Annotated in this window: 22 protein-coding genes and 1 riboswitch; of the genes, 15 read left to right on the top strand and 7 right to left on the bottom strand. The window is 65.4% G+C overall.

Features of this window, described 5'->3' with window-relative positions:
• The first annotated feature begins 58 nt into the window (after nucleotides 1–58).
• The 8 genes from ACL02S_RS06425 (at nucleotide 59) to thiD (ending at nucleotide 8,982) form a co-directional block, all read left to right on the top strand.
• A complete protein-coding gene (locus ACL02S_RS06425) occupies nucleotides 59–646 on the top strand; it encodes a peptide deformylase (RefSeq protein ID WP_412801367.1) in 588 nt (195 codons plus the stop codon).
• Complete coding sequence (locus ACL02S_RS06420; protein ID WP_412801366.1) at nucleotides 639–1,643, top strand: N-acetylglutamate synthase, CG3035 family; 1,005 nt, start codon at nucleotides 639–641, stop codon at nucleotides 1,641–1,643. Before ACL02S_RS06425 ends, ACL02S_RS06420 begins: the two co-directional genes overlap by 8 nt.
• Nucleotides 1,644–1,697: 54 nt before the next feature.
• Nucleotides 1,698–2,516 carry an exodeoxyribonuclease III gene (locus tag ACL02S_RS06415; RefSeq protein ID WP_412801365.1) on the top strand — a complete coding sequence of 273 codons (819 nt, stop codon included), beginning with the start codon at nucleotides 1,698–1,700 and terminating at the stop codon, nucleotides 2,514–2,516.
• A gap of 210 nt (nucleotides 2,517–2,726) precedes the next feature.
• On the top strand, nucleotides 2,727–3,923 hold the full coding sequence (locus tag ACL02S_RS06410; protein WP_412801364.1) for a homogentisate 1,2-dioxygenase: 1,197 nt from the start codon (nucleotides 2,727–2,729) through the stop codon (nucleotides 3,921–3,923).
• Nucleotides 3,920–5,092, top strand: a complete 1,173-nt coding sequence (fahA, locus tag ACL02S_RS06405; protein ID WP_412801363.1) for a fumarylacetoacetase — start codon at nucleotides 3,920–3,922, stop codon at nucleotides 5,090–5,092. Before ACL02S_RS06410 ends, fahA begins: the two co-directional genes overlap by 4 nt.
• Nucleotides 5,093–5,294: 202 nt before the next feature.
• Nucleotides 5,295–5,418, top strand: a riboswitch (TPP riboswitch).
• On the top strand, nucleotides 5,409–7,061 hold the full coding sequence (thiC, locus tag ACL02S_RS06400) for a phosphomethylpyrimidine synthase ThiC (protein WP_412801362.1): 1,653 nt from the start codon (nucleotides 5,409–5,411) through the stop codon (nucleotides 7,059–7,061). It overlaps the preceding riboswitch by 10 nt.
• Nucleotides 7,062–7,281: 220 nt before the next feature.
• Complete coding sequence (locus tag ACL02S_RS06395; protein ID WP_412801361.1) at nucleotides 7,282–8,073, top strand: thioesterase family protein; 792 nt, start codon at nucleotides 7,282–7,284, stop codon at nucleotides 8,071–8,073.
• 63 nt (nucleotides 8,074–8,136) lie between these two features.
• Nucleotides 8,137–8,982: a bifunctional hydroxymethylpyrimidine kinase/phosphomethylpyrimidine kinase gene (thiD, locus tag ACL02S_RS06390; RefSeq protein ID WP_412801360.1), complete on the top strand. Its 846-nt coding sequence runs from the start codon at nucleotides 8,137–8,139 to the stop codon at nucleotides 8,980–8,982.
• A 143-nt stretch (nucleotides 8,983–9,125) separates the two neighbouring features.
• On the opposite strand, the gene ACL02S_RS06385 is transcribed toward thiD, so the two are convergent.
• Nucleotides 9,126–10,400: an IPT/TIG domain-containing protein gene (locus ACL02S_RS06385; protein WP_412801359.1), complete on the bottom strand. Its 1,275-nt coding sequence runs from the start codon at nucleotides 10,398–10,400 to the stop codon at nucleotides 9,126–9,128.
• A 451-nt stretch (nucleotides 10,401–10,851) separates the two neighbouring features.
• Here ACL02S_RS06385 and ACL02S_RS06380 point away from each other — a divergent pair, with 451 nt between their 5' ends.
• Nucleotides 10,852–12,099 carry a bifunctional glycosyltransferase family 2/GtrA family protein gene (locus tag ACL02S_RS06380; RefSeq protein ID WP_412801358.1) on the top strand — a complete coding sequence of 416 codons (1,248 nt, stop codon included), beginning with the start codon at nucleotides 10,852–10,854 and terminating at the stop codon, nucleotides 12,097–12,099.
• Nucleotides 12,096–14,339: a glycosyltransferase family 39 protein gene (locus ACL02S_RS06375; RefSeq protein WP_412801357.1), complete on the top strand. Its 2,244-nt coding sequence runs from the start codon at nucleotides 12,096–12,098 to the stop codon at nucleotides 14,337–14,339. Before ACL02S_RS06380 ends, ACL02S_RS06375 begins: the two co-directional genes overlap by 4 nt.
• 268 nt (nucleotides 14,340–14,607) lie before the next feature.
• Here ACL02S_RS06375 and ACL02S_RS06370 read toward each other — a convergent pair whose 3' ends face one another.
• Nucleotides 14,608–15,024, bottom strand: coding sequence for a nuclear transport factor 2 family protein (locus ACL02S_RS06370; protein ID WP_412801356.1), 417 nt, complete (start codon nucleotides 15,022–15,024; stop codon nucleotides 14,608–14,610).
• Between the two features lie 167 nt (nucleotides 15,025–15,191).
• On the opposite strand from ACL02S_RS06370, the gene ACL02S_RS06365 reads away from it, so the two are divergent.
• The 5 genes from ACL02S_RS06365 (at nucleotide 15,192) to ACL02S_RS06345 (ending at nucleotide 17,445) form a co-directional block, all read left to right on the top strand.
• Nucleotides 15,192–15,812 (top strand): TetR/AcrR family transcriptional regulator, encoded by a 621-nt coding sequence (locus ACL02S_RS06365; RefSeq protein ID WP_412801355.1) that lies wholly within the window; start codon nucleotides 15,192–15,194, stop codon nucleotides 15,810–15,812.
• A gap of 272 nt (nucleotides 15,813–16,084) precedes the next feature.
• Nucleotides 16,085–16,303, top strand: coding sequence for an IPT/TIG domain-containing protein (locus tag ACL02S_RS06360; RefSeq protein WP_412801354.1), 219 nt, complete (start codon nucleotides 16,085–16,087; stop codon nucleotides 16,301–16,303).
• Entirely contained in the window at nucleotides 16,300–16,575 is a 276-nt protein-coding gene (locus ACL02S_RS06355) for a hypothetical protein (protein WP_412801353.1), read from the top strand. Before ACL02S_RS06360 ends, ACL02S_RS06355 begins: the two co-directional genes overlap by 4 nt.
• Nucleotides 16,576–16,717: 142 nt before the next feature.
• On the top strand, nucleotides 16,718–17,038 hold the full coding sequence (locus ACL02S_RS06350; RefSeq protein ID WP_412801352.1) for a type II toxin-antitoxin system VapB family antitoxin: 321 nt from the start codon (nucleotides 16,718–16,720) through the stop codon (nucleotides 17,036–17,038).
• Nucleotides 17,035–17,445: a PIN domain-containing protein gene (locus tag ACL02S_RS06345; RefSeq protein WP_412801351.1), complete on the top strand. Its 411-nt coding sequence runs from the start codon at nucleotides 17,035–17,037 to the stop codon at nucleotides 17,443–17,445. Before ACL02S_RS06350 ends, ACL02S_RS06345 begins: the two co-directional genes overlap by 4 nt.
• A 90-nt stretch (nucleotides 17,446–17,535) precedes the next feature.
• On the opposite strand, the gene ACL02S_RS06340 is transcribed toward ACL02S_RS06345, so the two are convergent.
• The 5 genes from ACL02S_RS06340 to ACL02S_RS06320 all read right to left on the bottom strand — a co-directional run bounded on the left by ACL02S_RS06340 (nucleotide 17,536) and on the right by ACL02S_RS06320 (nucleotide 22,955).
• Nucleotides 17,536–18,147, bottom strand: a complete 612-nt coding sequence (locus ACL02S_RS06340; protein ID WP_412801350.1) for a GNAT family N-acetyltransferase — start codon at nucleotides 18,145–18,147, stop codon at nucleotides 17,536–17,538.
• A gap of 157 nt (nucleotides 18,148–18,304) precedes the next feature.
• Nucleotides 18,305–18,919, bottom strand: coding sequence for a TetR/AcrR family transcriptional regulator (locus tag ACL02S_RS06335; protein ID WP_412801349.1), 615 nt, complete (start codon nucleotides 18,917–18,919; stop codon nucleotides 18,305–18,307).
• Between the two features lie 5 nt (nucleotides 18,920–18,924).
• Entirely contained in the window at nucleotides 18,925–19,701 is a 777-nt protein-coding gene (locus ACL02S_RS06330) for an enoyl-CoA hydratase family protein (RefSeq protein ID WP_412801348.1), read from the bottom strand.
• A 10-nt stretch (nucleotides 19,702–19,711) separates the two neighbouring features.
• Complete coding sequence (locus ACL02S_RS06325) at nucleotides 19,712–20,875, bottom strand: acyl-CoA dehydrogenase family protein (protein ID WP_412801347.1); 1,164 nt, start codon at nucleotides 20,873–20,875, stop codon at nucleotides 19,712–19,714.
• A gap of 52 nt (nucleotides 20,876–20,927) precedes the next feature.
• A complete protein-coding gene (locus ACL02S_RS06320; RefSeq protein WP_412801346.1) occupies nucleotides 20,928–22,955 on the bottom strand; it encodes an acetyl/propionyl/methylcrotonyl-CoA carboxylase subunit alpha in 2,028 nt (675 codons plus the stop codon).
• Nucleotides 22,956–22,968: the final 13 nt, after the last annotated feature.

Here is a 22,968-nt window from a genome sequence, read left to right as displayed (position 1 = left end):
TGTCGCGCTCCGGGTACCCGGAGCGCTGTGACCGGAGCCCCACGGCCATAATTGGCCCATGGCAATCCTCCCGATCGTGATCGTCGGCGACCCGGTTCTGCACACCCCGACCGCGCGAGTCACCCGATCACCGGAAGAATTGGCGCCGCTCATCGCGGACATGTACGACACTCTCGATGCGGCACACGGCGTCGGACTCGCGGCCAACCAGGTCGGCATCGGGCTGCGCTTGTTCGTCTACGACTGCCCGGACGTGGCCTCGGACGGTACCGCGACCCGCCGCCGCGGGGCGGTGATCAACCCGGTGCTCGAAACCTCGGAAATTCCGGAGACCATGCCCGATCCCGACGACGAAGAGGGTTGCCTTTCGGTGCCGGGCGAGCAGTTCCCCACCGGACGCGCCGAATGGGCCAAGGTGACCGGAACCGATGAACACGGCGAGCCGGTGGAGGTGGAGGGCAAGGGGTTCTTCGCCCGTATGCTCCAGCACGAAGTCGGCCATCTCGATGGATACCTCTACGTGGATGTGCTGATCGGTCGCAACGCGCGCGCGGCGAAGAAGGCGATCAAGCGCAACGGCTGGGGCACCCCTGGACTGAACTGGCTGCCCGGCACCGACCCCGACCCGTTCGGGCACGATGACTGAGCCGAGCGCTCACCTGCCGGATATCCCGCTCGGCCGCCGGGTAGTGCTGCGCTACCGGCTGCCGGCGGGGTACCCCCAGCCATTGACCGATGTGATCGGCGAACTCGTCTGCCTTGATCCGCCGACGGTGCGTGGTACCGGCGGGCGGGTCGTCTCGGTGACCTCCGACCGCGTAGTCGCGTTGAAGGCCATCGGCCCGAGGCCGATTCGCACCGCCGAGATCCGTGCGTTGGAGGCCGCCGCCGCCTCGGCTTGGCCCGGCACCACACACACCTGGATCGACGGCTGGTTGGCGCGCGCGGGCCATGGCTACACCAGGCGCGCGAATTCCGCGGTACCGCTGGGCAGCTCCGCACAGCCCGCTGTGCTGTCCACGCAGACGCTGCATCGGATCGGCGCGTGGTACACCGCGCAAGGCCTGCCCATGCGATTCGCCCTACCCGATCGGCTGGTAACGGTCCCGCACGGCTGGCGCAGCGAGGGCGAAACACTCGTCCTGGCCATGGATATCGATAATTTCGTCCTGCCACAAGGGCCTTCGATGGTGCGCATCGCCACAGAACCCGACGACAGCTGGCTCGACACACACCGCTACACCGGCGAGGACCCCACCGGACAAGCGATTTCGGCCCCCGTACCCGACCCCGATGTGCTCACCGCCATCCACGACGGCGAACTCGGCTTCGCCTCACTCGGCCTGCCCCGTTCCTTGGCGATCGGCCGCGGCGCGCTCACCACCGCACCGGATGGCAGACGCTGGATCGGCCTCTCCTGCGTGGCCGTCGCCGCCGCGCACCGCGGGCACGGCCTCGGCGCGCTGATCTGCGCCGAACTGGTGCGCTGGGGTAGCAACCGTGGTGCGACACACGCCTACCTCCAGGTGGCGGCTACGAACACGGCCGCACTCGCGATGTACCGCGGGCTCGGCTTCCTCGAACATCACACCTACCGCTACGCGGCACCCGCGCCTTTCGCCGAATCGGACAGTCCGGGGTAGAACGGACCCGGCACCGCTCACCCACCTGCCACCTCACATACCCGAAAGGTCACCGTGCGTCTCGCCACCTGGAACGTCAACTCGATCCGCTCCCGGATCGACCGGGTCGCCGATTGGCTCGACCGGCAGAACATCGATGTCCTGGCCATCCAAGAGACCAAATGCCGGGATGACCAGTTCCCGTTCGAGCGCTTCGACGAACTCGGCTACGAAGTGGCTCATCTGGGCATCAACCAGTGGAACGGTGTGGCGATCGTCTCCAGGGTCGGCCTCACCGATATCGAGTTCGCCTTCCCGGATCAACCGGGGTTCGACAAGGACGCGGGGGAATCGCTGCTCGACAATCCGACGGTCGAGGCGCGCGCGATCGGGGCGACCTGCGGCGATCTGCGAGTATGGAGCCTGTATGTGCCCAACGGGCGCGCACTGGACGATCCGCACTACTCCTACAAACTGGCCTGGCTCGCCGCGCTCAGAGACAATGCGGCCCGCTGGCTGGCCGAGGACCCGCAGGCGAAGATCGCCCTGGTGGGCGACTGGAATGTCGCGCCGACCGACGACGATGTGTGGTCGGTGGAGTACTTCGCCGACAAAACACATATTTCCCAGCCCGAACGCGATGCTTTCCACGCCGTGGTCGATGCCGGGTACTCCGATGTCATGCGGCCGTTCGCACCGGGGCCAGGTGTCTATACCTACTGGGACTACACCCAGCTGCGCTTCCCGAAGAAGGAAGGGATGCGCATCGATTTCATCCTCGCCTCCCCGGCGCTGTCGGCGGGCGTGACCGAAGCGGCTGTCGACCGCGAGGAGCGCAAAGGTAAAGGCGCCAGCGATCACGCTCCGGTGATCGCCGAGTTCGCCGCGGGTTGAGTAACCCCGGCGGGCCACGGATGCGCCACACCGTCCAGCTCTGACAACAATTTATTCGACACATACCGAGATCGACCGATAGTTCCACAGGCAAACGCGGATGAATTCGGCGAAATTAATGTGGACAGCATCTGATTTCGCTCCGGCCACCGGCCCCGATCATTACGATGGTGATCAACTATCCGACCACCGTCCTGCGGAGGAACGGGCATGGCGTTCTATCGGCACGTGGGTGTGGTACCGCCGAAACGACACACACAGCATCGCGATGAGCAGGGCAGGCTCTACTACGAAGAGCTGATGGGTGAAGAGGGCTTTTCCGGCGACTCCGCCCTGCTCTATCACCGCGGCCTGCCTCCGGCGCTCGTCGATTCGACGGTATGGGAGCTGCCCGATCAGTCGACTACACCGAATCATCCACTGCGCCATCGACATCTGCGTCTGCACGAACTGTTCCCCGGTGCCACTGCGGCCGAGACCGATGTGGTCACGGGACGGCGGCTACTGCTGGCCAATCCGGATGTGCGCATCTCCTATGTGGTGGCAGAACGTGGATCACCGCTGTACCGCAACGCCATCGGCGACGAGCTGGTGTACGTGGAATCCGGTACCGCGCTGGTCGAAACCGTCTTCGGACCGCTGTCCGCGCGGCAGGGCGACCACGTGCTGATCCCACGCGCCACCACCCATCGCTGGCTGCCCGGCGGTGCGGAACCATTGCGCGCGTATGTGATCGAGGGCACCGGTCACATCACCCCACCCAAGCGGTATCTGTCCGGATTCGGTCAGCTGCTCGAACACGCTCCGTACTGCGAACGCGATCTACACGGCCCGGCCGAACCGAGCACCGCGACCGGTACCGAAGTGGAGGTCCTGGTCAAACACCGGCCCGCCGGGCAGGTCCTCGGCACCCGCATGGTCTACGCCACGCACCCGTTCGATGTGGTCGGCTGGGACGGCTGCCTGTATCCGTTCACCTTCAATATCGCCGACTTCGAACCGATCACCGGCCGCATCCATCAACCGCCGCCCGTGCATCAGGCTTTCGCGGGCAACAACTTCGTCGTCTGCGATTTCGTACCGCGCAAGGTGGACTACCACCCCCTATCGATTCCGGTGCCGTACTACCACTCCAATGTGGACTCCGACGAGATCATGTTCTACTGCGGCGGGGACTACGCGGCGCGGAAGGGGTCAGGGATCACTCAGGGCTCGGTATCGGTGCACCCAGGCGGATACGCCCACGGACCGCAGCCAGGTGCGTACGAAAACAGCATCGGTGTCGAGTATTTCGATGAACTGGCCGTTATGGTCGATACCTTCCGACCGCTCGAACTGGGTGAGGGCGCGCTGGCCTGCGAAGACCCGAACTACGCGTGGACCTGGTCCGGGCAGGGGCCTGCATGAGGACCCGGATCGAGGTGCCCGCCGAGTCCCGGTTCGGACCGGACAATCTGCCCTATGGAGTGTTCGCCCCGGCCGGAAAGGATTTCCGGGTGGGGGTACGGTACGGCGATCAGGTCATCGATCTGGCCGCGACACTCGATGCTCCGGTATTCGCGGCACCGGAGCTGAACGCCTTCCTTGCCAAGGGCCCGGACCGCTGGCGCGAAGTACGTGAACGGGTGCGCGAACTCGTCGACGGTGAGATCGACGCGGACGCGGTATACCCGCTTGCCGATGTGGCATTGCGGCTGCCGGTGCGGATCGGCGACTACGTGGACTTCTACGCGAGCATCGAGCACGCGACGAACCTGGGCCGGATGTTCCGCCCGGACGGTGATCCGCTCCTGCCCAATTGGCGGTACCTGCCGGTCGGCTATCACGGCAGAGCTGGCACCGTGGTGGTCTCGGGCACCGATGTGGTGCGGCCCCGCGGTCAGCGTAGAACCGATTCGGGCACACCTGATTTCGGACCCGCACTGCGCCTGGACATCGAAGCCGAGCTCGGTTACGTGATCGGTCGCGGTTCGGAGCTCGGCGTACCGGTCGATATCGATGAATTCGCCGACCGGGTCTTCGGTGTCGCACTGATCAACGACTGGTCCGCCCGTGATATCCAGGCATGGGAGTACCAGCCGCTCGGCCCGTTCCTCGGCAAATCCTTCGCCACCTCGATGTCGCCGTGGATCACCCCGCTGGCCGCCCTCGAGGCCGCCCGGATACCACTGCCGGACCAATCCCCTGCCCCACTACCTTATCTGCGCGGAGCACAGCACTGGGGCCTCGACATCGATCTCACCGTGGTGTGGAACGGCCAATCGGTCGCGTATCCGCCCTATGCCCGGATGTACTGGTCGCCGGCACAGATGCTGGCTCACCTCACCGCGAACGGCGCGTCGACCCGCACCGGCGACCTGTATGCCTCCGGCACCATCTCCGGTCCGGCCTCGTACGAACGCGGCTCGTTCATCGAACTGTCCTGGGGTGGGAGCCAACCCGTTCGGGTGAACGATCAGGAGCGCACCTTCCTGGAGGACGGCGACGAGGTCACCATCACCGCAACGGCTCCAGGCCCCCGATCGGCCCGGATCGGATTGGGCGAGGTCACCGGCCGTATCCGTCCAGCCCGCTGAGGAATTCCAGGTGAACTCCGCGGATCCGACACATCTGTTCCGCCCGCGGGCATCGGCGTGTAGTCCACCGTGTGACGAGTCGGGTCGCGCCGACAGCCGGATACCGCCCGACACCCCGGGCAGCCGCTCGACCAGGCGATCCCCTGCTCCAGCCGAAGCACCCGGCACATAGATGAGCTGCCCCGGTATGGTCGGGAGGGAAATTTACGACCAACGGGGGCTCGCACCAGCGGGCTGAGAGGACGGCTAGCCGAGAGGCGCCAGGGCCGTCGACCGTATGAACCTGACCGGATAATGCCGGCGTAGGGAGGAAGATATGGCGTCCACCACCGCGTCCGATGGCAAGCACGCGCCCGTCGACAGCGTCACCACCGGCCCCATCGAGGGCAGCGTCAAGCACTATCTCGAGGTCGATGATCTGCGCATTCCGGTGCGCCGGGTCAACCTCACCAACGGCGAGCACTTCGACGTCTACGACACCTCGGGCCCGTACACCGACGATACGGCGGCCATCGATCTGGAAGCCGGTCTACCGAAACTACGCGACACCTGGACCAAGCCCCGGGTCGAAGGCCCGCGCACCCAGCTGGCTTGGGCCCGCCACGGCATCATCACCCCGGAGATGCGGTTCATCGCCGCGCGCGAAGGGGTTTCGCCGGAGCTGGTGCGCGACGAGGTGGCCGCGGGCCGCGCGGTGATCCCGGCCAATCACAAGCACCCGGAACTGGAGCCGACCATCATCGGCAAGAAATTCCTGGTCAAGATCAACGCGAATATCGGCAACTCGGCCGTCTCCTCCTCCATCGCCGAAGAAGTGGAGAAGATGGTGTGGGCGACCCGCTGGGGCGCTGACACCATCATGGATCTGTCCACCGGCAAGAACATCCACGAAACACGCGAGTGGATTCTGCGCAACTCTCCTGTTCCCGTCGGCACCGTGCCGATCTACCAGGCGCTGGAGAAGGTCAACGGCGACCCGACCGCCCTCACCTGGGAGATCTACCGCGATACGGTGATCGAGCAGTGCGAACAGGGCGTCGACTACATGACCGTGCACGCGGGCGTGCTGCTGCGTTATGTTCCGCTGACCGCCAAGCGAGTGACCGGCATCGTCTCCCGCGGCGGGTCGATCATGGCGGCGTGGTGCCTGGCCCATCACCAGGAATCGTTCCTGTACACACACTTCGAGGAACTCTGCGAGATCCTCGCGCGCTATGACGTCACCTTCTCCCTCGGTGACGGACTGCGCCCCGGCTCCATCGCCGATGCCAACGACGAGGCCCAATTCGCCGAACTGCGCACCCTCGGCGAACTGACCACCATCGCGAAATCGCATGGCGTGCAGGTGATGATCGAGGGCCCCGGCCATGTGCCGATGCACAAGATCGTGGAGAACGTGCGGCTGGAGGAAGAGCTGTGCGAGGAGGCGCCGTTCTACACCCTCGGCCCGCTCGCCACCGATATCGCCCCCGCCTACGACCACATCACCTCGGCCATCGGCGCCGCGATCATCGCGCAGGCAGGCACCGCCATGCTCTGCTACGTCACCCCGAAAGAACATCTCGGCCTGCCCAACCGTGACGACGTGAAAGTGGGCGTGATCACCTACAAGATCGCCGCGCACGCCGCCGACCTCGCCAAAGGCCATCCGCACGCGCAAAGCCGTGACGATGAGCTGTCCAAGGCGCGGTTCGAGTTCCGCTGGCGTGATCAGTTCGCGCTCTCACTCGACCCGGACACCGCGCGGGAATACCACGACGAGACACTGCCTGCCGAGCCGGCCAAGACCGCGCACTTCTGCTCCATGTGCGGGCCGAAGTTCTGCTCCATGCGGATCTCCGCCGATGTGCGCGAATACGCCGCCAAGCAGGGGCTGACCGAAACCGAGGCACTGACGGCGGGCATGGCGGAGAAGTCCGCCGAATTCGCCGATAACGGCAACGCGGTCTACCTGCCGGTCGTCTCATAACAGCTGCCCGCCGCCCGCCATGTTCCGGCGGGCGGCGGCTGCGGCGGCGCGATCAGCACGATCTCCGGCAGCACCTCGAGTCATGCGCAACGCCCACCGGACCTCGGGCCGGGGACACAATCCCGCCCACGTACTCGCCCGAGCCCGACCGATGCCCTCACCGTAATGTCGGTTACGGTAAGTATCCGACCGATCGCTCGGCCTGAAGGACGACAACGACGTGACCGACGCTTTCTACCTGCCTGATCCAGAACGCTCGGATCGGTTCCTCTCCACCGAGCACACCCGTGGCCCATGGTCTCCTGACGCCCAGCACGCCGGCCCGCCCTCGGCGTTACTCGGTCACGTGATCGAACGGTGTGAGCCACGACCCGGGTTCCAGATCGGACGTGTCGCCGTCGAAATCCTGGGCCCGGTACCACTGGCTCCGGTGACGGCGGTGGCCCGCGTCGTCCGCCCCGGCCGCAGCGTGGAACTGATCGAAGCCACCCTGTCCACCGATCGTGGGCCGGTAATGCGGGCGAATGCCTGGCGATTCAAACGCGCAGATCCGGAATTGCCCATCCCCGCGCACAGCATACCCACCGGTATACGCCCTGGCCCCGAACAGGGGATATCCGCGCGGTTCCCCTCCGACCAGCCGGTCGGCTTCCACACCGCCATCGAATACCGTTTCGTCACCGGCTCGTTCATCGAACCCGGCCCAGCACTCTGCTGGATCAGGATCAAACACCCTATCGTCGCGGGTACCGAACCGAGCCCGCTGGAACGTACCCTCGCGGCCGCTGATTCGGGCAATGGTGTCAGCTCGGTACTCGACTGGTCGCGCTACTTGTTCATCAACACTGACCTGACGGTGACCATGCACCGTCAACCGGAAGGCGAATGGGTCTGCCTCGATGCCGTCACCCATCCCCAACCGTATGGCATAGGTCTGGCCGAATCAGCGCTCTACGACGAGAAGGGCCCGCTGGGCCGCAGTACACAGACCTTGTTCCTCAGCGCCCGATAAGCGGATGGCAGCCGGGTCCGGTTGCCGGCGAGGCCCCTTCCGGACATCCGTAGGGTCTAGGGCGTGAAATTGCTGCCGTTGCCCGCTGAGGGGCAGACTCCCGTCCGGGCGCTCACCATTGCCGGTACCGATTCCGGTGGAGGCGCCGGAATCCAGGCCGATACCCGAACCATGGCATTGTGCGGGGTACACGCACTGGTGGCAGTGGCGGCGGTGACCGTGCAGAACTCTTTGGGGGTCAGCGGCTTCCACGAGATTCCACCGGGGATCGTGGCCGATCAGGTGCGCTCGGTGGTCGGGGATATCGGTGTCGACGCCGCCAAAACCGGCATGCTGGCTTCTACCGCGATTATCGAGGCGGTGGCCGCGGTATGTCAGGAAGTCGGTATCGGCCGCGATGGCGCGACTCCCTTGGTCGTCGATCCGGTCGCGGCTTCGATGCACGGTGATGCGCTGTTACATGCAGAGGCATTGGACGCGGTCCGCAATATTCTGATTCCGCTCGCGACCGTGGTGACCCCGAATCTGGACGAGGTCAGACTGCTCACCGGGATCGATGTCGACGACGAGAATTCGGCGCGGCGCGCGGCGGAGGCACTGCACAAGCTCGGGCCGCGTTGGGCGATCGTCAAGGGCGGGCACTTGCGTTCCTCGGAGTACAGCACCGACCTGCTGTTCGACGGCGATCAGTTCCTCGAGTTCACCGCACCGCGCCTGGCCACCGGCAACGACCACGGCGGCGGCGATACGCTGGCCGCCGCGATCGCCTGTGCACTGGCACACGGTCATTCGGTTCCCGAAGCAGTGGAGTTCGCCAAGGAATGGACCCGCCGTTGCCTTGCCGCGTCCTACGATCTCGGCGCGGGCCACGGACCGGCGTCCCCCCTGTGGCGGCTGCATCGACGCTGATTTTCACACGCTAGGACGTGTGATTCGCAGCGATAGCCTGCGATGAGCTCTCGGGGCGAATGGTGTTACTCAGCGGTCCGAGATATCGACCGTGCCACACCGTTCAGTGATCAGGCCACAGGATTCGGCGGTCAGGCCGACGCTCAGGTCGTGATCCCGAAGGCGTCGGTGGGGCTGGTGGCGACCACGGTGGGGGTGGCGGTGCCGGTGATCGGCGCCGACACCACCTGACCGGTACCCGCGTCGGTGATGAACAGGGTGCTGCCGGAGACGGTGATATCCGGAGGGTTCGTCAGGCCGGTCACCAGCGGGGTCGGTGTGCCACCGGTGACCGGCACCGTCGATACCTGACCGGCCGCACCCTCGCAGATGTAGAGGAGGTTACCGACCCGGGCGAGACCCAGGGGAAGGGCCAGGCCGGTCGCCAACAGGGTCGGTGCGCCGCCGGCCACCGGCACCGAATACACACTGCCGGTAGCCGGGATGCCGTCGGTGAAGAACAGCAGGCCACCGTAGGTGTAGGACAGCGCATTGCTGGTGCCGTCCACGGAGGTGACGGTGACGCCGACGGTACCGGTGCCGGGTGGGGCGATGGCGTTGATCTGGGTATCGGAGACGATGGTGAACGTGGTCGCCGTCGCCCCGAATCGCACGGTCAACGGACCGGCACCGGTGAACCCGCTGCCGAAGATCTCCACGGTGTTGCCGCCGGATTCGGGACCGGAAATGGGGTTGAGCGAGGTGAGCACCGGTACTGCCAGCAGGGCCGCCGCGACCGCCGCGAACCCTGGTTGGGTGGGCGCCCCGTCGGTGATCCCGAAGGTGCCGGTGGGGCTGGTGGCGACCACGGTGGGGGTGGCGGTGCCGGTGATCGGCGCCGACACCACCTGGCTGGTCCCCTGGTCGGCGATGAACAGGGTGCTGCCGGAGACGGTGACACCCGTAGGGATCGATAGGCCGGTCACCAGCGGGGTCGGTGCGCCACCGGTTGTCGGCACCGTCGACACCTGACCGGCCGTACCCTCGCAGATGTAGAGGAGGTTGCCGACCCGGGCCAGACCTTGGGGAGCACTCAGTCCTGCCGTCAGCAGGGTCGGTATGCCGCCGGTCCGCGGCACCGAATACACCGTAGTGTTGCCATCGGTGAAGAACAGCAGGCCTGCGCCGTCGTAGGTGTAGGGCAGTGGGTTGCTGGTGCCGTCGAGCAGGGCTGCGACGGTGACCTCGACGGTGCCGGTGCCGGGTGGGGCGATGGCGTCGATCTGAGTGTCGGAAACGATGGTGAACGTGGTCGCCGTCGCACCGAATGTCACGGCCAGCGGGCCTGCACCGGTGAATCCGCTGCCGAAGATTTCCACCGTGTTGCCGCCGGAGGTCGGACCGAAGCTGGGGTTGAGCGAGGTGAGCACGGGCGCCATCGGGAACCTCCGAACAGGGGATAAGAGGTTGTCTTGCAACAGATGTCGGTGCGGTCGCGACACTGTTATACCCAGTAAGCCACTGGCGGTGGCGGTTCCGCAATGAATTCCTGGTCGCGGTTTCGAAACGAATCCCCGGTCCGGGTTTCCTGTTCCGGTCCCGGATCTGCGACCGACCGGTCTCGGGAAGGGACAGTGGTTGCCCTGCAGCGAGTATCGAGATCTGGACGGCGTGTAACCAGATGCCCGGCGCCGAGGGTTGATATACCGGCTCGGCATCCGCGACCGTTTTATATCCGGCGGGCACGCAAAGACACGCACGCGAAGCTGAACGAACCCATCGGCTCAGCGGATAGCAGTATCCGGCGTGCTCCGGCACCACCGATCCACTGACAGGAACCTCACAGCGTAGGCCCAGCTCCATAGCAGCGTGAGCGTCGAGTGTGGTCGCATGACCGAGACCGCGACCGTCGTGACGGCGGAACGAACCGAGACCACGGCTGCGCCCGTGCTGGACGTGGTGATCCCCGTCTACAACGAAGAAACCGACCTCGGTGGGTGTACGCGCAGACTACACGCCTATCTGCGCGACGGTTTCCCGTTCCCGGCCCGTATCACGATCGCCGACAACGCGAGCACCGATGCCACGCTTCAGATCGCCCGATCGCTCGCCGAGGAACTGGATGGCGTCCGCGTCGTGCACTTGGCCGTCAAGGGGCGGGGCCGGGCATTGCGCGCCGCGTGGGAATGCTCCGACGCACAGGTGGTCGCCTATATGGACGTCGATCTGTCCACCGATCTGAACGCGCTGCTTCCCCTGGTCGCTCCGCTGGTCACCGGGCATTCCGACCTGGCGATCGGCACCCGGCTCGATGCCGCGTCCAGGGTGGTGCGCGGACCCAAGCGCGAGATCATCTCCCGCTGCTACAACCTGTTGCTGAAAGCCACGCTGCGGGCGCACTTCTCGGATGCGCAGTGCGGGTTCAAGGCAATGCGCAGCGATGTAGCGCGCCGCCTGTTGCCGCTGGTACGGGACGGCGAGTGGTTCTTCGATACCGAGCTGCTGGTGCTGGCCGAGCGGGCCGGGTTGCGCATCCACGAGGTGCCGGTGGACTGGATCGATGATCCGGACAGCCGGGTCGACATCATCGACACGGCGCGCAAAGACCTGCTCGGTATCTGGCGGCTTGGCCGCGCATTGGCCACCGGGGAGCTGCCCTTGGACGCACTGCGCCGGTCGGTGGGCCGCGAACCCTTGGTGTCCGGTGTGCCGCTGGGCATGGTTGGGCAGCTGGTGCGGTTCGCAATCGTCGGCGTGCTGAGCACAGTGGCCTATCTGCTGCTCTATGTCGCGCTACAACCGATGGCCGGTGCGCAAGTGGCGAACTTCGCGGCGCTGCTGATCACGGCGGTAGCGAACACCGCGGCCAATCGGGCCTTCACCTTCGGCGTGCGTGGGCAGGCCGGAGCCGTCGCACACCAGTTCCAGGGGCTGGTGATCTTCGGGATCGGATTGGCGCTGACCAGCGGATCGCTGTTCGCGCTGCATCACTCGGTTCCGGACGCCTCGGTGCATGTGGAGTTGTTCGTGCTGGTCATCGCCAATTCGGTGGCAACACTTTTGCGATTCGTCGGGCTGCGGTGGGTGTTTCGCGACAACACCTGCGCCGACCTGAACAGAAAGGAAGATCGGCGATGACGGCGACGCTTACCGCGCCACCGGTCGCGGACACACCACGGACGCACACCCGGCCCCGCTGGGAGTATCCAGCACTGGCAGCGCTCCTGATCGGCACAACAGTGGCCTATCTGTGCAATCTGAGGGCGAATGGATGGGCGAACTCCTTCTATTCCGCCGCAGTGCAGGCGGGCTCGGTGTCTTGGAAAGCGTTCTTCTTCGGATCATCGGATGCGGCGAACTCGATCACAGTGGACAAACCGCCCGCCGCACTGTGGTTGATGGAGCTGTCGGTGCGGATATTCGGGCTCAACAGCTGGAGCATCCTGGTGCCGGAGGTGCTGCTCGGCGTGGCCACCGTCGCGCTGATGTGGGCCACCGTGCGCAGGCCGTTCGGCCCGGCCGCCGGCTTACTCGCCGGAGTGGTGCTGGCCGTGACTCCCGTCGCGGCGCTGATGTTCCGGTACAACAATCCCGAGGCGTTGTTGGTATTCCTGATGGTCGCCGCGGCCTGGGCGATGACGCGCGCGGTGGCGGACGGGCGCTGGCGCTGGCTGGTACTGACCGGCGTACTGATCGGATTCGGCTTTCTCGCCAAACAATTACAAGTGCTGCTGGTGGTTCCCGCGCTGGCTCTGACCTACCTGATCGCGGGTCCGCCGAAACTCGGCACCCGCGTTGTACAACTGTTCGCCGCAGGCGCCGCGATGGTGGTGGCCGCGGGCTGGTGGCTGCTGACGGTAGAGCTGTGGCCCACCTCGTCACGGCCGTGGATCGGTGGCTCGCAGGAGAACTCGATCCTGGAGCTCACCCTCGGCTACAACGGGCTCGGCAGGCTGAACGGCAACGAGCACGGCAGCGTCGGCCCCGGTGGCGAACTTCCACCCGGCGGCAACGGGATGTGGGGCGACACCGGCCTCATGCGTATGTTCGAGCCCGCGCAGGGCGGTCAGATCGCGTGGCTCATCCCGGCGGCGCTTATCGCGCTCGTCGCGGGAATCACCCTGCGCGGCAAGCTCACCCGAACCGATCAACAACGTGCCTCGCTCATTCTCTGGGGCGGGTGGCTGCTGGTGACCGCACTGGTGTTCAGCTTCATGGCAGGCATCTTCCACGAGTACTACACGGTGGCCTTGGCCCCGGCGATCGCCGCACTGGTCGGCGCGGGCACGGTGCTGCTGTGGCGGGAGCGCCATCGGCTGTGGGTGCGGCTGATCTCAGCGCTCACGGTGGGGCTCACCACGGCGACCGCGTGGATACTGTTGTCCCGCAGTCCCGATTGGCAACCGTGGCTGCGCTGGACCGTGCTGGTCATCGGTGTCATCGCCACATTGGCCGTCGCCTTTCCCGCGCCGAGGAAACTGGCCGTTGTCTCCGCGCTGGCTGTAGCATTCACCGGTCTCGCAGGGCCGGTAGCATACGCCGCCGACACCATAGCCACCCCACATTCCGGTGGCATCCCCTCAGCCGGGCCGAATGTCGCTACACACGGGAATCGACCGCCCCGGGGCGAGGGGATGAACGATATGGGCCCTCGCCCGCACGATGACGGGATGGGAATGCGCCGCAGCGGTGGAGCTGGACAGCCACCGGACGGAGCCGGACAGCCGCAGGGTGGAGCCGGAGCTGGTACTCAGTCACCAGGATTCGGGCCGGGCCATGGACCACACGGCATGCCGCCCGGCAGTCGGTTGCCAAAACCCGATGGCCAGATGCCGGGTGCGGGGCCGCGAGGCCCCATGCCGGGCGGCCTGCTACCGGACACCGGGCCGCAAGGTGACCAGCCCGACGGTCAAGCGCCTGGTCGTGATGAGCAAGTCCCACAGGGATCGGGAACGGTACAAGGTATGCCCGGTCAGCCAGGGGCAGGGGGTTCCGGGCCCGGCAACGGACCCGGCGGCCTGCTCGGGTCCAGAGAGCCGAGCGCGCAGGTTATCTCCCTGCTCGAACAGAACAGCGACGACTACACCTGGGTGGCCGCGGCTGTCGGCGCGAACAACGCCGCGGGCTTTCAGCTGGCCACCGAACTCCCCGTGATGCCGATCGGCGGCTTCAACGGCAGCGACCCGTCGCCGACTCCGGAGCAGTTCGAACAGTATGTGGCCGAAGGGAAGATCCACTATTTCATCGACGGCGGTCGCGGCGGACCCGGTGTATCGGACGCCTCTAGCAGCACTCTGATCGCGCAATGGGTGCGGGAGAACTTCACCGCCGAGGAGGTGGACGGCGTCACACTGTACGACCTGACCACTACGCACTGAGACCAGGTGAGGTGGTCCGTCCCCTCCGCGTCCGGACCACCTCGCCCGCCGGTGTCCAGCGCACCCCTGATTCCGCTGGACACCGCATCCGCACCGCCGCATCCTCCACGCGGCGGTGCGGATCGCGTTGGGAGTAGGACATATCTTCGATATGAGTGAACCGCTCTCCATGCCTGCCATCGACGAATCCGGCTCGGGCACAGCACTATCAACCACCACGCGACAGGTCTGCCTGCAGTGGATCGGGTGGGCTCGGGTGCGGTACCAGCTAATGCGCCGGTACGAGGGTGGCAACCATGGACTGGATGAGACCGTCACGGATGGTGAAGTTTTCGGTGGCGTTCAGCGTTATCCACGGGGTATCTCCGATACCGATATCGATCAGGTAGTGCGCTGTCACCACATCGCCGGTTTGGGTCATGTCCAAGTCGTAGGTGCGTTGAATGAGCCAAGATTCCGGGCCGTGTTCGAGGCTGCGGGTGAGTTGCGGTCCCGAGAACCCGGTCGGCACTCCGTTCTCGACCCGGGTCGCGTCCGGCGCGAACGGCACGTCCGTCGCGTCATGGCTGGCCAGCGCATCAACGTAGGCGCGTGCGATAGCGGTATCGGTGGTGTCGAGAGACTGTGGTGCCGCGGTGGCGGTGCCGGACGCAATATCGAGCGCGGCCGCCACCGCCACCGCCACCGCTGCGACACGTACTGATTTCGTCCGCCGAGCGGCGTTCGTGTCCGACGATCTGTTCCTGGTCTTGCGCAAAAGCCTGTATGTCCTGTCTACATTCACTGCAGTCGATCGACTACAGCCACTCCGGTGGTCCAATATAGTCGAACGACTACAGAAAGGCTGGGACCGTGGACACCGACAGCGATCGAGGTAAACCGGTAGGCCGTGACCAGGTGGTCTCCGCGGTGCTCGAACATGCCGCAGATCTGTTCGCAGAGCGCGGACCCGCCGCGACGTCGATCCGCGATATCGCGATCCGCTCCGGAGTGAACCAGGGCCTGATCTTCCGGCACCTGGGAGTCAAAGAGCAGCTGATCGGGGCCGTGCTCGATTACCTCGGCGCCGAGGCCGAGACCCTGATCCATACCGGTGCAAGCCGAGGAGCCTTCGAGAAGCACGCGGAACGGCACTGGAAAGTAATCGCCCGCACAATCCTCGACGGATATCCGATCGCACAGCTGCAGCAGCGGTTCCCCCTGGTCGCCCATGCGGTCGAACATGCCCGCCGCCACCGCCCCGACGACGAGGCACGTCTGGCGGCCGCGCACGCGACCGCCCTGCAACTCGGCTGGCGCTTGTTCGAACCCTTCCTACGCTCGGCAACCGAACTCAGCGACCTGCCCGAAGAAAACCTACAAGCCGCTGTCGACGCCCTGACCTACCAGCTTCTGGCGGAAACCGACTCCGGCAAGGATGTATCCAGACAACCGACAAATCCGCTCGGCTTCCCACCAGGAACGAAATATTAGTTGTAGCTATTGGGGCGACGCCGGGAAAGCCACCACCATCCGTCTGAAATTTAGTCCATATCATGGCCTCGGGGTTGGTGTAGAGAAAGAGAGGGCTGCCGCCTCCGATAAGATCGCGGCACTGCGGACATCGAATCAGGGATTCGTTGCAGAACTGCTACCAGGTGTTCATTGCGAAACCGCTACCGCTGATGGGTTACTGGAGACAAAGTTTTCGCGACAACATCGAAATTTGTTGCGGAGTAGCTATTCTCACTGTTCGGAGGCCACTGATGGCACCGGTACTCACATCGCTCACTCCGAGTTTCGGTCCGCCTGCCGGCGGCAACACAGTGGAGATCGTCGGCAGTGGATTCGCAGGCGTCGGTCCGTTGTCCGTGATGTTCGGCACGACGGCAACCACCTTCACCATCGTCTCCGACACCAGATCAACGCCATCGCCCCACCAGGCACCGGCACCGTCGACGTCACCGCCCTCCTGCACGGCATGAGTAATCCACTGCCCTACACCTACGGCGGCGGCCTGCTGTTCTTCACCGATGGCGTCTTCCCCACCAGCCTGCTGTATTCAGTGCCGCAAACCGGCGGCACACCAACTCCCCTGGTAACCGGTCTGACAAACCCTATAGATATCACCGTCTCCGGTGGCACCCTGTTCATCACGCTGGGCACCGGTCAGGTGGTGTCGGCGCCGATCACCGGCACCGCGACCACCACCGTGATCACCTCCGATCCCACCGGGGTATTCGGTATCACAGCTTGATCACCGGCCCCCGAGGTAGGCCGCGCATGCCGAGCGAATCACCATGTCTACAGCCATATCTCGAACGCTCCACCCTCCGTACCGACCGCGGTATCCGCGACCGGACCCTACCGAATCCGTTGGCACGCATTCCAAGGCCAGCATGAGCCCTGCCCTGGTGCCGATGATGCTGTCGGTCGACCGCGACAACGAAATGTTGGTGATGTACAATATTTTATCCATTACCAACATGCAGGGGCTTATCATGACCGTCACCCAGATCGATCTCGACGATGACGCGCTGCAACGCACCATGATGCTCTCCAAAGCCAAGACGAAGAAGGAAGCGGTCAATCTCGCGCTGCAGTTCTACGCCGAGAAACAGGAACGCGCCGCACGCATCACCGAGCATTTCGACCGGGCCAGGCACTGGGATGCGGTCGAGGACGCCACCCGCAGGCACGAGGCGGAAAAAGCCCGGTGATCTACCTACTCGACACTTCGGCGCTGGTTCGGCTGCTGTCCGACGAGAAACTGCAACAGGGGTGGTTCGACGCCATCGACGCGGCAGCCATCGGCTCGTGCTATCCCCAGCGGACCGAGTTTCTTTTCAGCGCCCGAAATCGAGCCGAGTACGACGAGATCGCCGAAATGTATTCAGATCTGTATCCCGATGCCACGGTGCCGAAGCACACCGATCGCTGGGTCGCGGCTACGCAGTATCGAATGTCACGTGCGGGCGAGCACCGCAGCGCATCACCTATCGACTTGATCATCGCCGCTACCGCGGCGCATCACGGACTGACCGTTCTGCACGACGACAACGACTTCGCTGCTGTCTCGCGCCACGCACCCGAGTTGAGACAGCACAACGTGCACGACATCACCTGAGATGGCGCACGTGCGACGCAATGCTGGATTCGGCAGGACAACTCACGCACTGGAGATATCCAGCCCAGGAACGCCGAGCCGGCCTCATGCTCAGCCGTCCTGCGGGAGCCGCCACATCGACCACACCTGCGGGCCACCGGGACGGAGTGTGATCTCATCGGTCACATCGAACCCGAATCGTCCGTAGAAGGCGAGATTGCTCTCTTTACTGGTTTGCAGATGAACGGGCACGCCGTCCTTGTCGCAGTAGGCGAGCCTGGACTGCACCAATGCGCGCCCGTAACCGAGTCCCCGTACGGCAGAAGCGGTTCCGATCACATCCAGATACCAATGCAGCCCGCTCGGATGGGCACGCTGCTTCTGATGATCACCTATTCCCAACCGAATAATACGAGGCCCGAACGCGCGTAACAGCCCCGGCAACATAGCCGCTCTTGCCCGCAGAGTGTGGCGCCATTGCCCAGGTGGAGCCCACAATGCCGCACCGCGAACGACCCCGGAAGTATCGACAGCTACATCAACGTGACCATGCAGCAGATGATGGCGGGTCAGCGCGGTGAACATCCGGGTGGCCCGCACCACCCGCGATCGAGCGTCCGGCAGTAACCACCCGACATAGGGGTCGTCTTCGAATGCTGTCGCGAGCACACCAGCGATGTCTCCGACATCGGCCGCACATGCCGGGCGAATGACTATGTCCACAGCCGCACCTCGAGCGATCCGCCCCTCCTCGCCGACCGCAGTACTCGCGACCGACACCTGCAGAATCCGTTGGCACACAATCTAACTGAACTCGAGCAGCGGTCTTCTATAAAGCGCCGATCCGTCGAGCCGACGGATCGACTGCGCACACACCCACTCAGCGCGGCGCGTGCAGGGCGGCGTGCAAAGTCGCCGCCCACTGCTGCACGATCTGCTTACGCCGAGCCGAATCATCGGTGAGCAGATCGGCCAAACCGAGACCACGGGCCAGATCGAGAGTCGCCTGGACCAGATGATGGGCGACCGGATCGGAGTCGTCCACGCCGAGGGCTTCGACCGCGCGGCGATGCGAGGCACGTCCGAGACGACCCTCGAGCGGGACGATGCGTTCACGCATCACCGGGTCGGCGGCGGCATGCGTCCACACCTGTAAGGCCGCTTTGAACAACGGGCTGGTGTAGGACTCCACCAGCCCCGCAACCACCGCTTCGGTGCGCGCTGGGCCGTCGCTCAGCTCCGCCAGCGTCGCCGCCTCCTGGATGGCTTGTCCGCTACGGGTGTCGAACATGTACTCCAGTGCGGCGGTGATCAGATCCTCCCTGGTCGGGAAGTGGTGCTGGGCCGCACCACGGGACACCCCAGCGCGCTCGGCGACAACCGCGACCGTCGCAGCCGACCAGCCCATATCGGCCAGACAGTCGATCGTCGCTTCGAGCAGGCGCTGCCGAGTGGCCCGGCTGCGGTCCTGCTTGGGTTCGTGGGGTGTCACCATGGCGGCTATTCTGCCCAGCTCGGCGAGCGACGCTGCAAAAAGGCCAGCATGCCCTCCTGCACCTCGGGGGTGCCGAAGAAGCTCGCCGAACGCTGCGCGAGCTCTTCGGCGGAGGCATCGAACTCGGCGAGGATGCCCGCGTTGACCAACCGCTTGGCCTCGGCGAGACCCTGCGGCGACCCTTTACGGACCTCGCCGCACAGCCGCGCCACCTCCGCTGCCGGATCATCGGCGGTCACGGTGACCAGGCCGATCTCCTGTGCCACCGTGGCGCCGAACTTCTCGCCGGTCAGGTAATACCGGCTGGCCGCGCGCGGATCGAGCCGGGGCAGCAAGGTCAGCGAGATCATGAACGGCGCCAACCCGATACGCACCTCGGTGAGCGCGAAGCTGCTGCCTGGACCGGCCACGACGATATCGCAGCCTGCCACGATGCCCATACCGCCTGCCCGCACATTGCCGTCGATCTGCGCGATCACCGGCTTCGGCGTTTCCACCAACCTGCGCAGCACGCCGATCATGACCCTGGTGCGCTCATCGGCGACCACGGCGGGATCGGCATCGCTCGCCTCACTGAGATCCGCGCCCGCGCAGAAGGTGGTGCCGGTGTGCGCGAGCACAATGGCACGAACCTTCTCGTCGGCCGCGGCGGCATCGAGCCCGGCCAGCAGCTCGGTGACCAGCTTGGCCGATAGCGCGTTGCGGTTATGCGGCGAGTCGAGGGTGAGTGTCGCGATACCGCCGCTCACCTCATAGCGGACGAACGGCCCCGTCTCGGTCATGCGCGTCCTCTCAGTACGACTTCGGCAGACCCAGCGAGTACTGGGAGACGAAGTTCAGGATCATTTCCCGGCTGACCGGCGCGATACGGCCGATCCGCACGGCGGCGAGCATGGTGCCCAGCCCGACATCTGTGGTCAGGCCAGAGCCGCCGTGGGTCTGGATGGCCTGGTCCAGCGCCTTGATGCTGGCCTCAGCTGCCGCGTATTTCGCCATATTGGCTGCTTCCGCGGCGCCCATCTCATCGCCGGCGTCGTAGAGGCTTGCGGCGTTGCGCATCATCAGCTTCGCCAGGTCCAGTTCGATCTTCACCTGGGCGAGCGGATGCGAAATACCCTGGTGCGCGCCGATCGGCGTCTTCCACACCGCGCGCTCCTTGGCGTATTCCACGGCACGAGCGATGGTATAGCGGCCCGAGCCGATGGCCATGGCCGCGCCCATGATGCGTTCCGGGTTCAGCCCGGCGAACAGCTGCATCAATGCCGCGTCTTCCTTGCCGACCAGGGCGGTCGAGGGCAACCGCACGTCATCGAGGAACAGATTGAACTGGTGGTCCGGCTCGACGATCTCCATCTCCTGCGCCGTCTTGGTGAAGCCTTCGGCGTCGGTCGGCACGATGAACAAAGCGGGCTTGAGCTTGCCGGTCTTGTGATCCTCGGTACGGGCCACGATCAGCACGGCATCGGCCTGATCCACACCGGAGATGAAGTGCTTGCGGCCATTGAGAATCCAGTCGTCACCATCGCGACGCGCGGTGGTGGTGATCTGGTGGGAATTGGAACCCGCGTCCGGCTCGGTGATGCCGAAAGCCATCTTGCGCGAACCGTCGGCGATTCCGGGCAGCCATTCCTGCTTCTGCTCATCGGTACCGTACTTGGTGATGATGGTGCCGCAGATGGCCGGGGAGACCACCATGAGCAGCAGGCCCGACCCCTGCGCGGACAGCTCCTCCTGCACCAGCGACAGCTCGTACATGCCCGCACCGCCGCCGCCGTACTCCTCGGGAATGTTCACCCCGAGGAACCCGAGTTCGGCGGCTTCATCCCACAGTTCGGTGAGCGGTTCACCCTTACGTGCCTTGGGCAGCGTGTAGTCGCGGTAGCTGTACTTCGCGGCCAGCGCGGCGACGGCGGACCGTAACGCCTTCTGCTCTTCGGTTTCGATGAAGCTGCTCATCAGTTAGTTCTCCTGTGTGTTGTGGGAGCTGTCGCTACGCGATCATGTCTCATCAGGCCTCCGTGGCTTCCTCTTCCGTGGCGGGTTCTACGACCGCGAGCACGGCGCCGACGTCTACCTGCTGGCCTGCAGTGACATTGATGGCACTGAGCACACCAGCGGTCGGCGCGGCGATGACGTGCTCCATCTTCATCGCCTCCAGCCACAGAATCGGCTGACCCTGTTCGACATGGCTGCCCGCCTCGGCGCCGAGCCGGATCACGCTGCCAGGCATGGGGGCCAGCAACGAGCCGGTGGCCACCTGATCGGCCGGATCGCTGAACCGTGGCAACCTGCGCACCGCCACCGGGCCGAGGGCGGAGTCGACATAGACCTGGTCGCCATAGCGGGCGACATCGAACTGCCTGCGCACCGGGCCCCGCTCCCCCGGCACCGACAACACCACCCGATTCGGCGCGCAGTCCAGCAGTTCCAGCCCATCGTGGCCGTCAACCGCGATACCCGTTCGACCGAACCGGTAGCCCACCTCATGGGTTCCGGTGCTACGGCTTTCGTAGGACTTGCGCTGCGATTGCGACGGCAGGTTCCGCCATCCGCTGGGCAATCCGCCGCCCACCCGCGCGCCCGCACGGTTCGCCGCGGCGTCGGCGAGTGCCGCGGCCACGATCGACAGCGCCTCATCTGACTCGCAGACCAAAGGTGCGGCGAGGACGTCCAGGCCGTGTGTGTTGAAGAACGCGGTATCGGTGTCACCGGCGAGGAAAGCGGGATGGCGCAGTACCCGTACCAATAGGTCCCGGTTCGTGACCAGACCGTGGATCTTCGCCCGGTGCAGGGCCGAGGCCAGTAACCGTGCGGCCGCATCCCGCGTTTCGGCGTAGGAGATGACCTTGGCCAGCATCGGGTCGTAGTGCACACCGACCACCGAACCGTCGACCACACCGGTGTCCAAACGTACGGCGGGCCGGTCGAGCAGATCGAATTCGGCTGCTACCGAGGGAATACCGATCCGATGCACCGTTCCGCTCTGCGGTTGCCAATCGTGTGCCGGGTCTTCCGCGTAGAGCCGGACCTCGATGGAATGTCCGCGCATCGCGGGCGGCTCGGCGGGCAATGCGCCACCCGCGGCGATATCCAGCTGCAGGCCGACCAGATCCAGCCCGGTGGTGCATTCGGTGACCGGATGTTCCACCTGCAGCCGGGTGTTCATCTCCAGGAAGAAGAACTCGCCTTGTTCGTCGGCGAGGAATTCCACGGTGCCGGCGCCGGTGTAGCCGATCGCGTCGGCCGCGAGCCGCGCCGCCTCGAACAGTCGCGCCCGCATCCCCTCGGTGCGCTCGACCAGCGGTGAGGGTGCCTCTTCGATCACCTTCTGGTGGCGGCGCTGGATGGAGCACTCGCGTTCACCTACCGACCAGATCGCACCGTGCGTATCGGCCATGACCTGGACCTCGATATGCCTGCCGGTCTCCAGATAGCGTTCGCAGAACACGGTCGGATCACCGAAGGCGGATTCCGCTTCTCGCCGGGCCGCGTCGAGCTGCGGCGCCAGGTCCGCGAGATCGCGCACTACCCGCATACCGCGGCCACCGCCGCCGGCGGATGCCTTGATCAGTACCGGCAGATGCGCCTCGGTGACCTCGGCCGGGTCCAGCTCGGCGAGTACCGGCACGCCCGCGCCGTCCATCATCTTCTTCGCGGCGACCTTCGAGCCCATCTGCTCGATCGCCTCGACCGGCGGGCCGATCCAGACCAACCCGGCGCCGAGCACCGCTTTGGCGAATTCTGCGTTCTCCGAAAGGAATCCGTAACCGGGGTGAACGGCATCGGCACCGGTGGCCAGCGCGGCCTCGATGATCAGCTCACCACGCAGATAGGTTTCCGCCGGTGTGTTGCCAGGCAGGCGCACAGCGGCGTCGGCCTCCGCCACATGCGGCGCCGCGGCATCCGCGTCCGAATACACCGCGACGGTGCCCAAGCCCATCCGGCGGCAGGTAGCGAAGACCCGGCGGGCTATTTCACCGCGGTTGGCGACAAGGACGTTCGTAATCGGCTGCGCCGCCCGGCCGGCACCACTCATCGAATCACTGCGC

This window comes from Nocardia spongicola, from assembly GCF_047200775.1.
GTDB lineage: Bacteria > Actinomycetota > Actinomycetes > Mycobacteriales > Mycobacteriaceae > Nocardia.
The sequence above is the reverse complement of the archived record's forward strand: the minus strand, read 5'-3'. Positions and strand labels throughout refer to the sequence as shown.

Coding starts and splice junctions, on each gene's coding strand:
- ACL02S_RS06385 (WP_412801359.1), bottom strand. CDS start 10,400: ATGGCGCCCGTGCTCACCTCGCTCAACCCCAGCTTCGGTCCGACCTCC.
- ACL02S_RS06410 (WP_412801364.1), top strand. CDS start 2,727: ATGGCGTTCTATCGGCACGTGGGTGTGGTACCGCCGAAACGACACACA.
- ACL02S_RS06355 (WP_412801353.1), top strand. CDS start 16,300: ATGAGTAATCCACTGCCCTACACCTACGGCGGCGGCCTGCTGTTCTTC.
- ACL02S_RS06350 (WP_412801352.1), top strand. CDS start 16,718: ATGAGCCCTGCCCTGGTGCCGATGATGCTGTCGGTCGACCGCGACAAC.
- ACL02S_RS06335 (WP_412801349.1), bottom strand. CDS start 18,919: ATGGTGACACCCCACGAACCCAAGCAGGACCGCAGCCGGGCCACTCGG.
- ACL02S_RS06425 (WP_412801367.1), top strand. CDS start 59: ATGGCAATCCTCCCGATCGTGATCGTCGGCGACCCGGTTCTGCACACC.
- ACL02S_RS06325 (WP_412801347.1), bottom strand. CDS start 20,875: ATGAGCAGCTTCATCGAAACCGAAGAGCAGAAGGCGTTACGGTCCGCC.
- ACL02S_RS06420 (WP_412801366.1), top strand. CDS start 639: ATGACTGAGCCGAGCGCTCACCTGCCGGATATCCCGCTCGGCCGCCGG.
- ACL02S_RS06380 (WP_412801358.1), top strand. CDS start 10,852: ATGACCGAGACCGCGACCGTCGTGACGGCGGAACGAACCGAGACCACG.
- ACL02S_RS06375 (WP_412801357.1), top strand. CDS start 12,096: ATGACGGCGACGCTTACCGCGCCACCGGTCGCGGACACACCACGGACG.
- ACL02S_RS06320 (WP_412801346.1), bottom strand. CDS start 22,955: ATGAGTGGTGCCGGCCGGGCGGCGCAGCCGATTACGAACGTCCTTGTC.
- fahA (WP_412801363.1), top strand. CDS start 3,920: ATGAGGACCCGGATCGAGGTGCCCGCCGAGTCCCGGTTCGGACCGGAC.
- ACL02S_RS06330 (WP_412801348.1), bottom strand. CDS start 19,701: ATGACCGAGACGGGGCCGTTCGTCCGCTATGAGGTGAGCGGCGGTATC.
- thiC (WP_412801362.1), top strand. CDS start 5,409: ATGGCGTCCACCACCGCGTCCGATGGCAAGCACGCGCCCGTCGACAGC.
- ACL02S_RS06360 (WP_412801354.1), top strand. CDS start 16,085: ATGGCACCGGTACTCACATCGCTCACTCCGAGTTTCGGTCCGCCTGCC.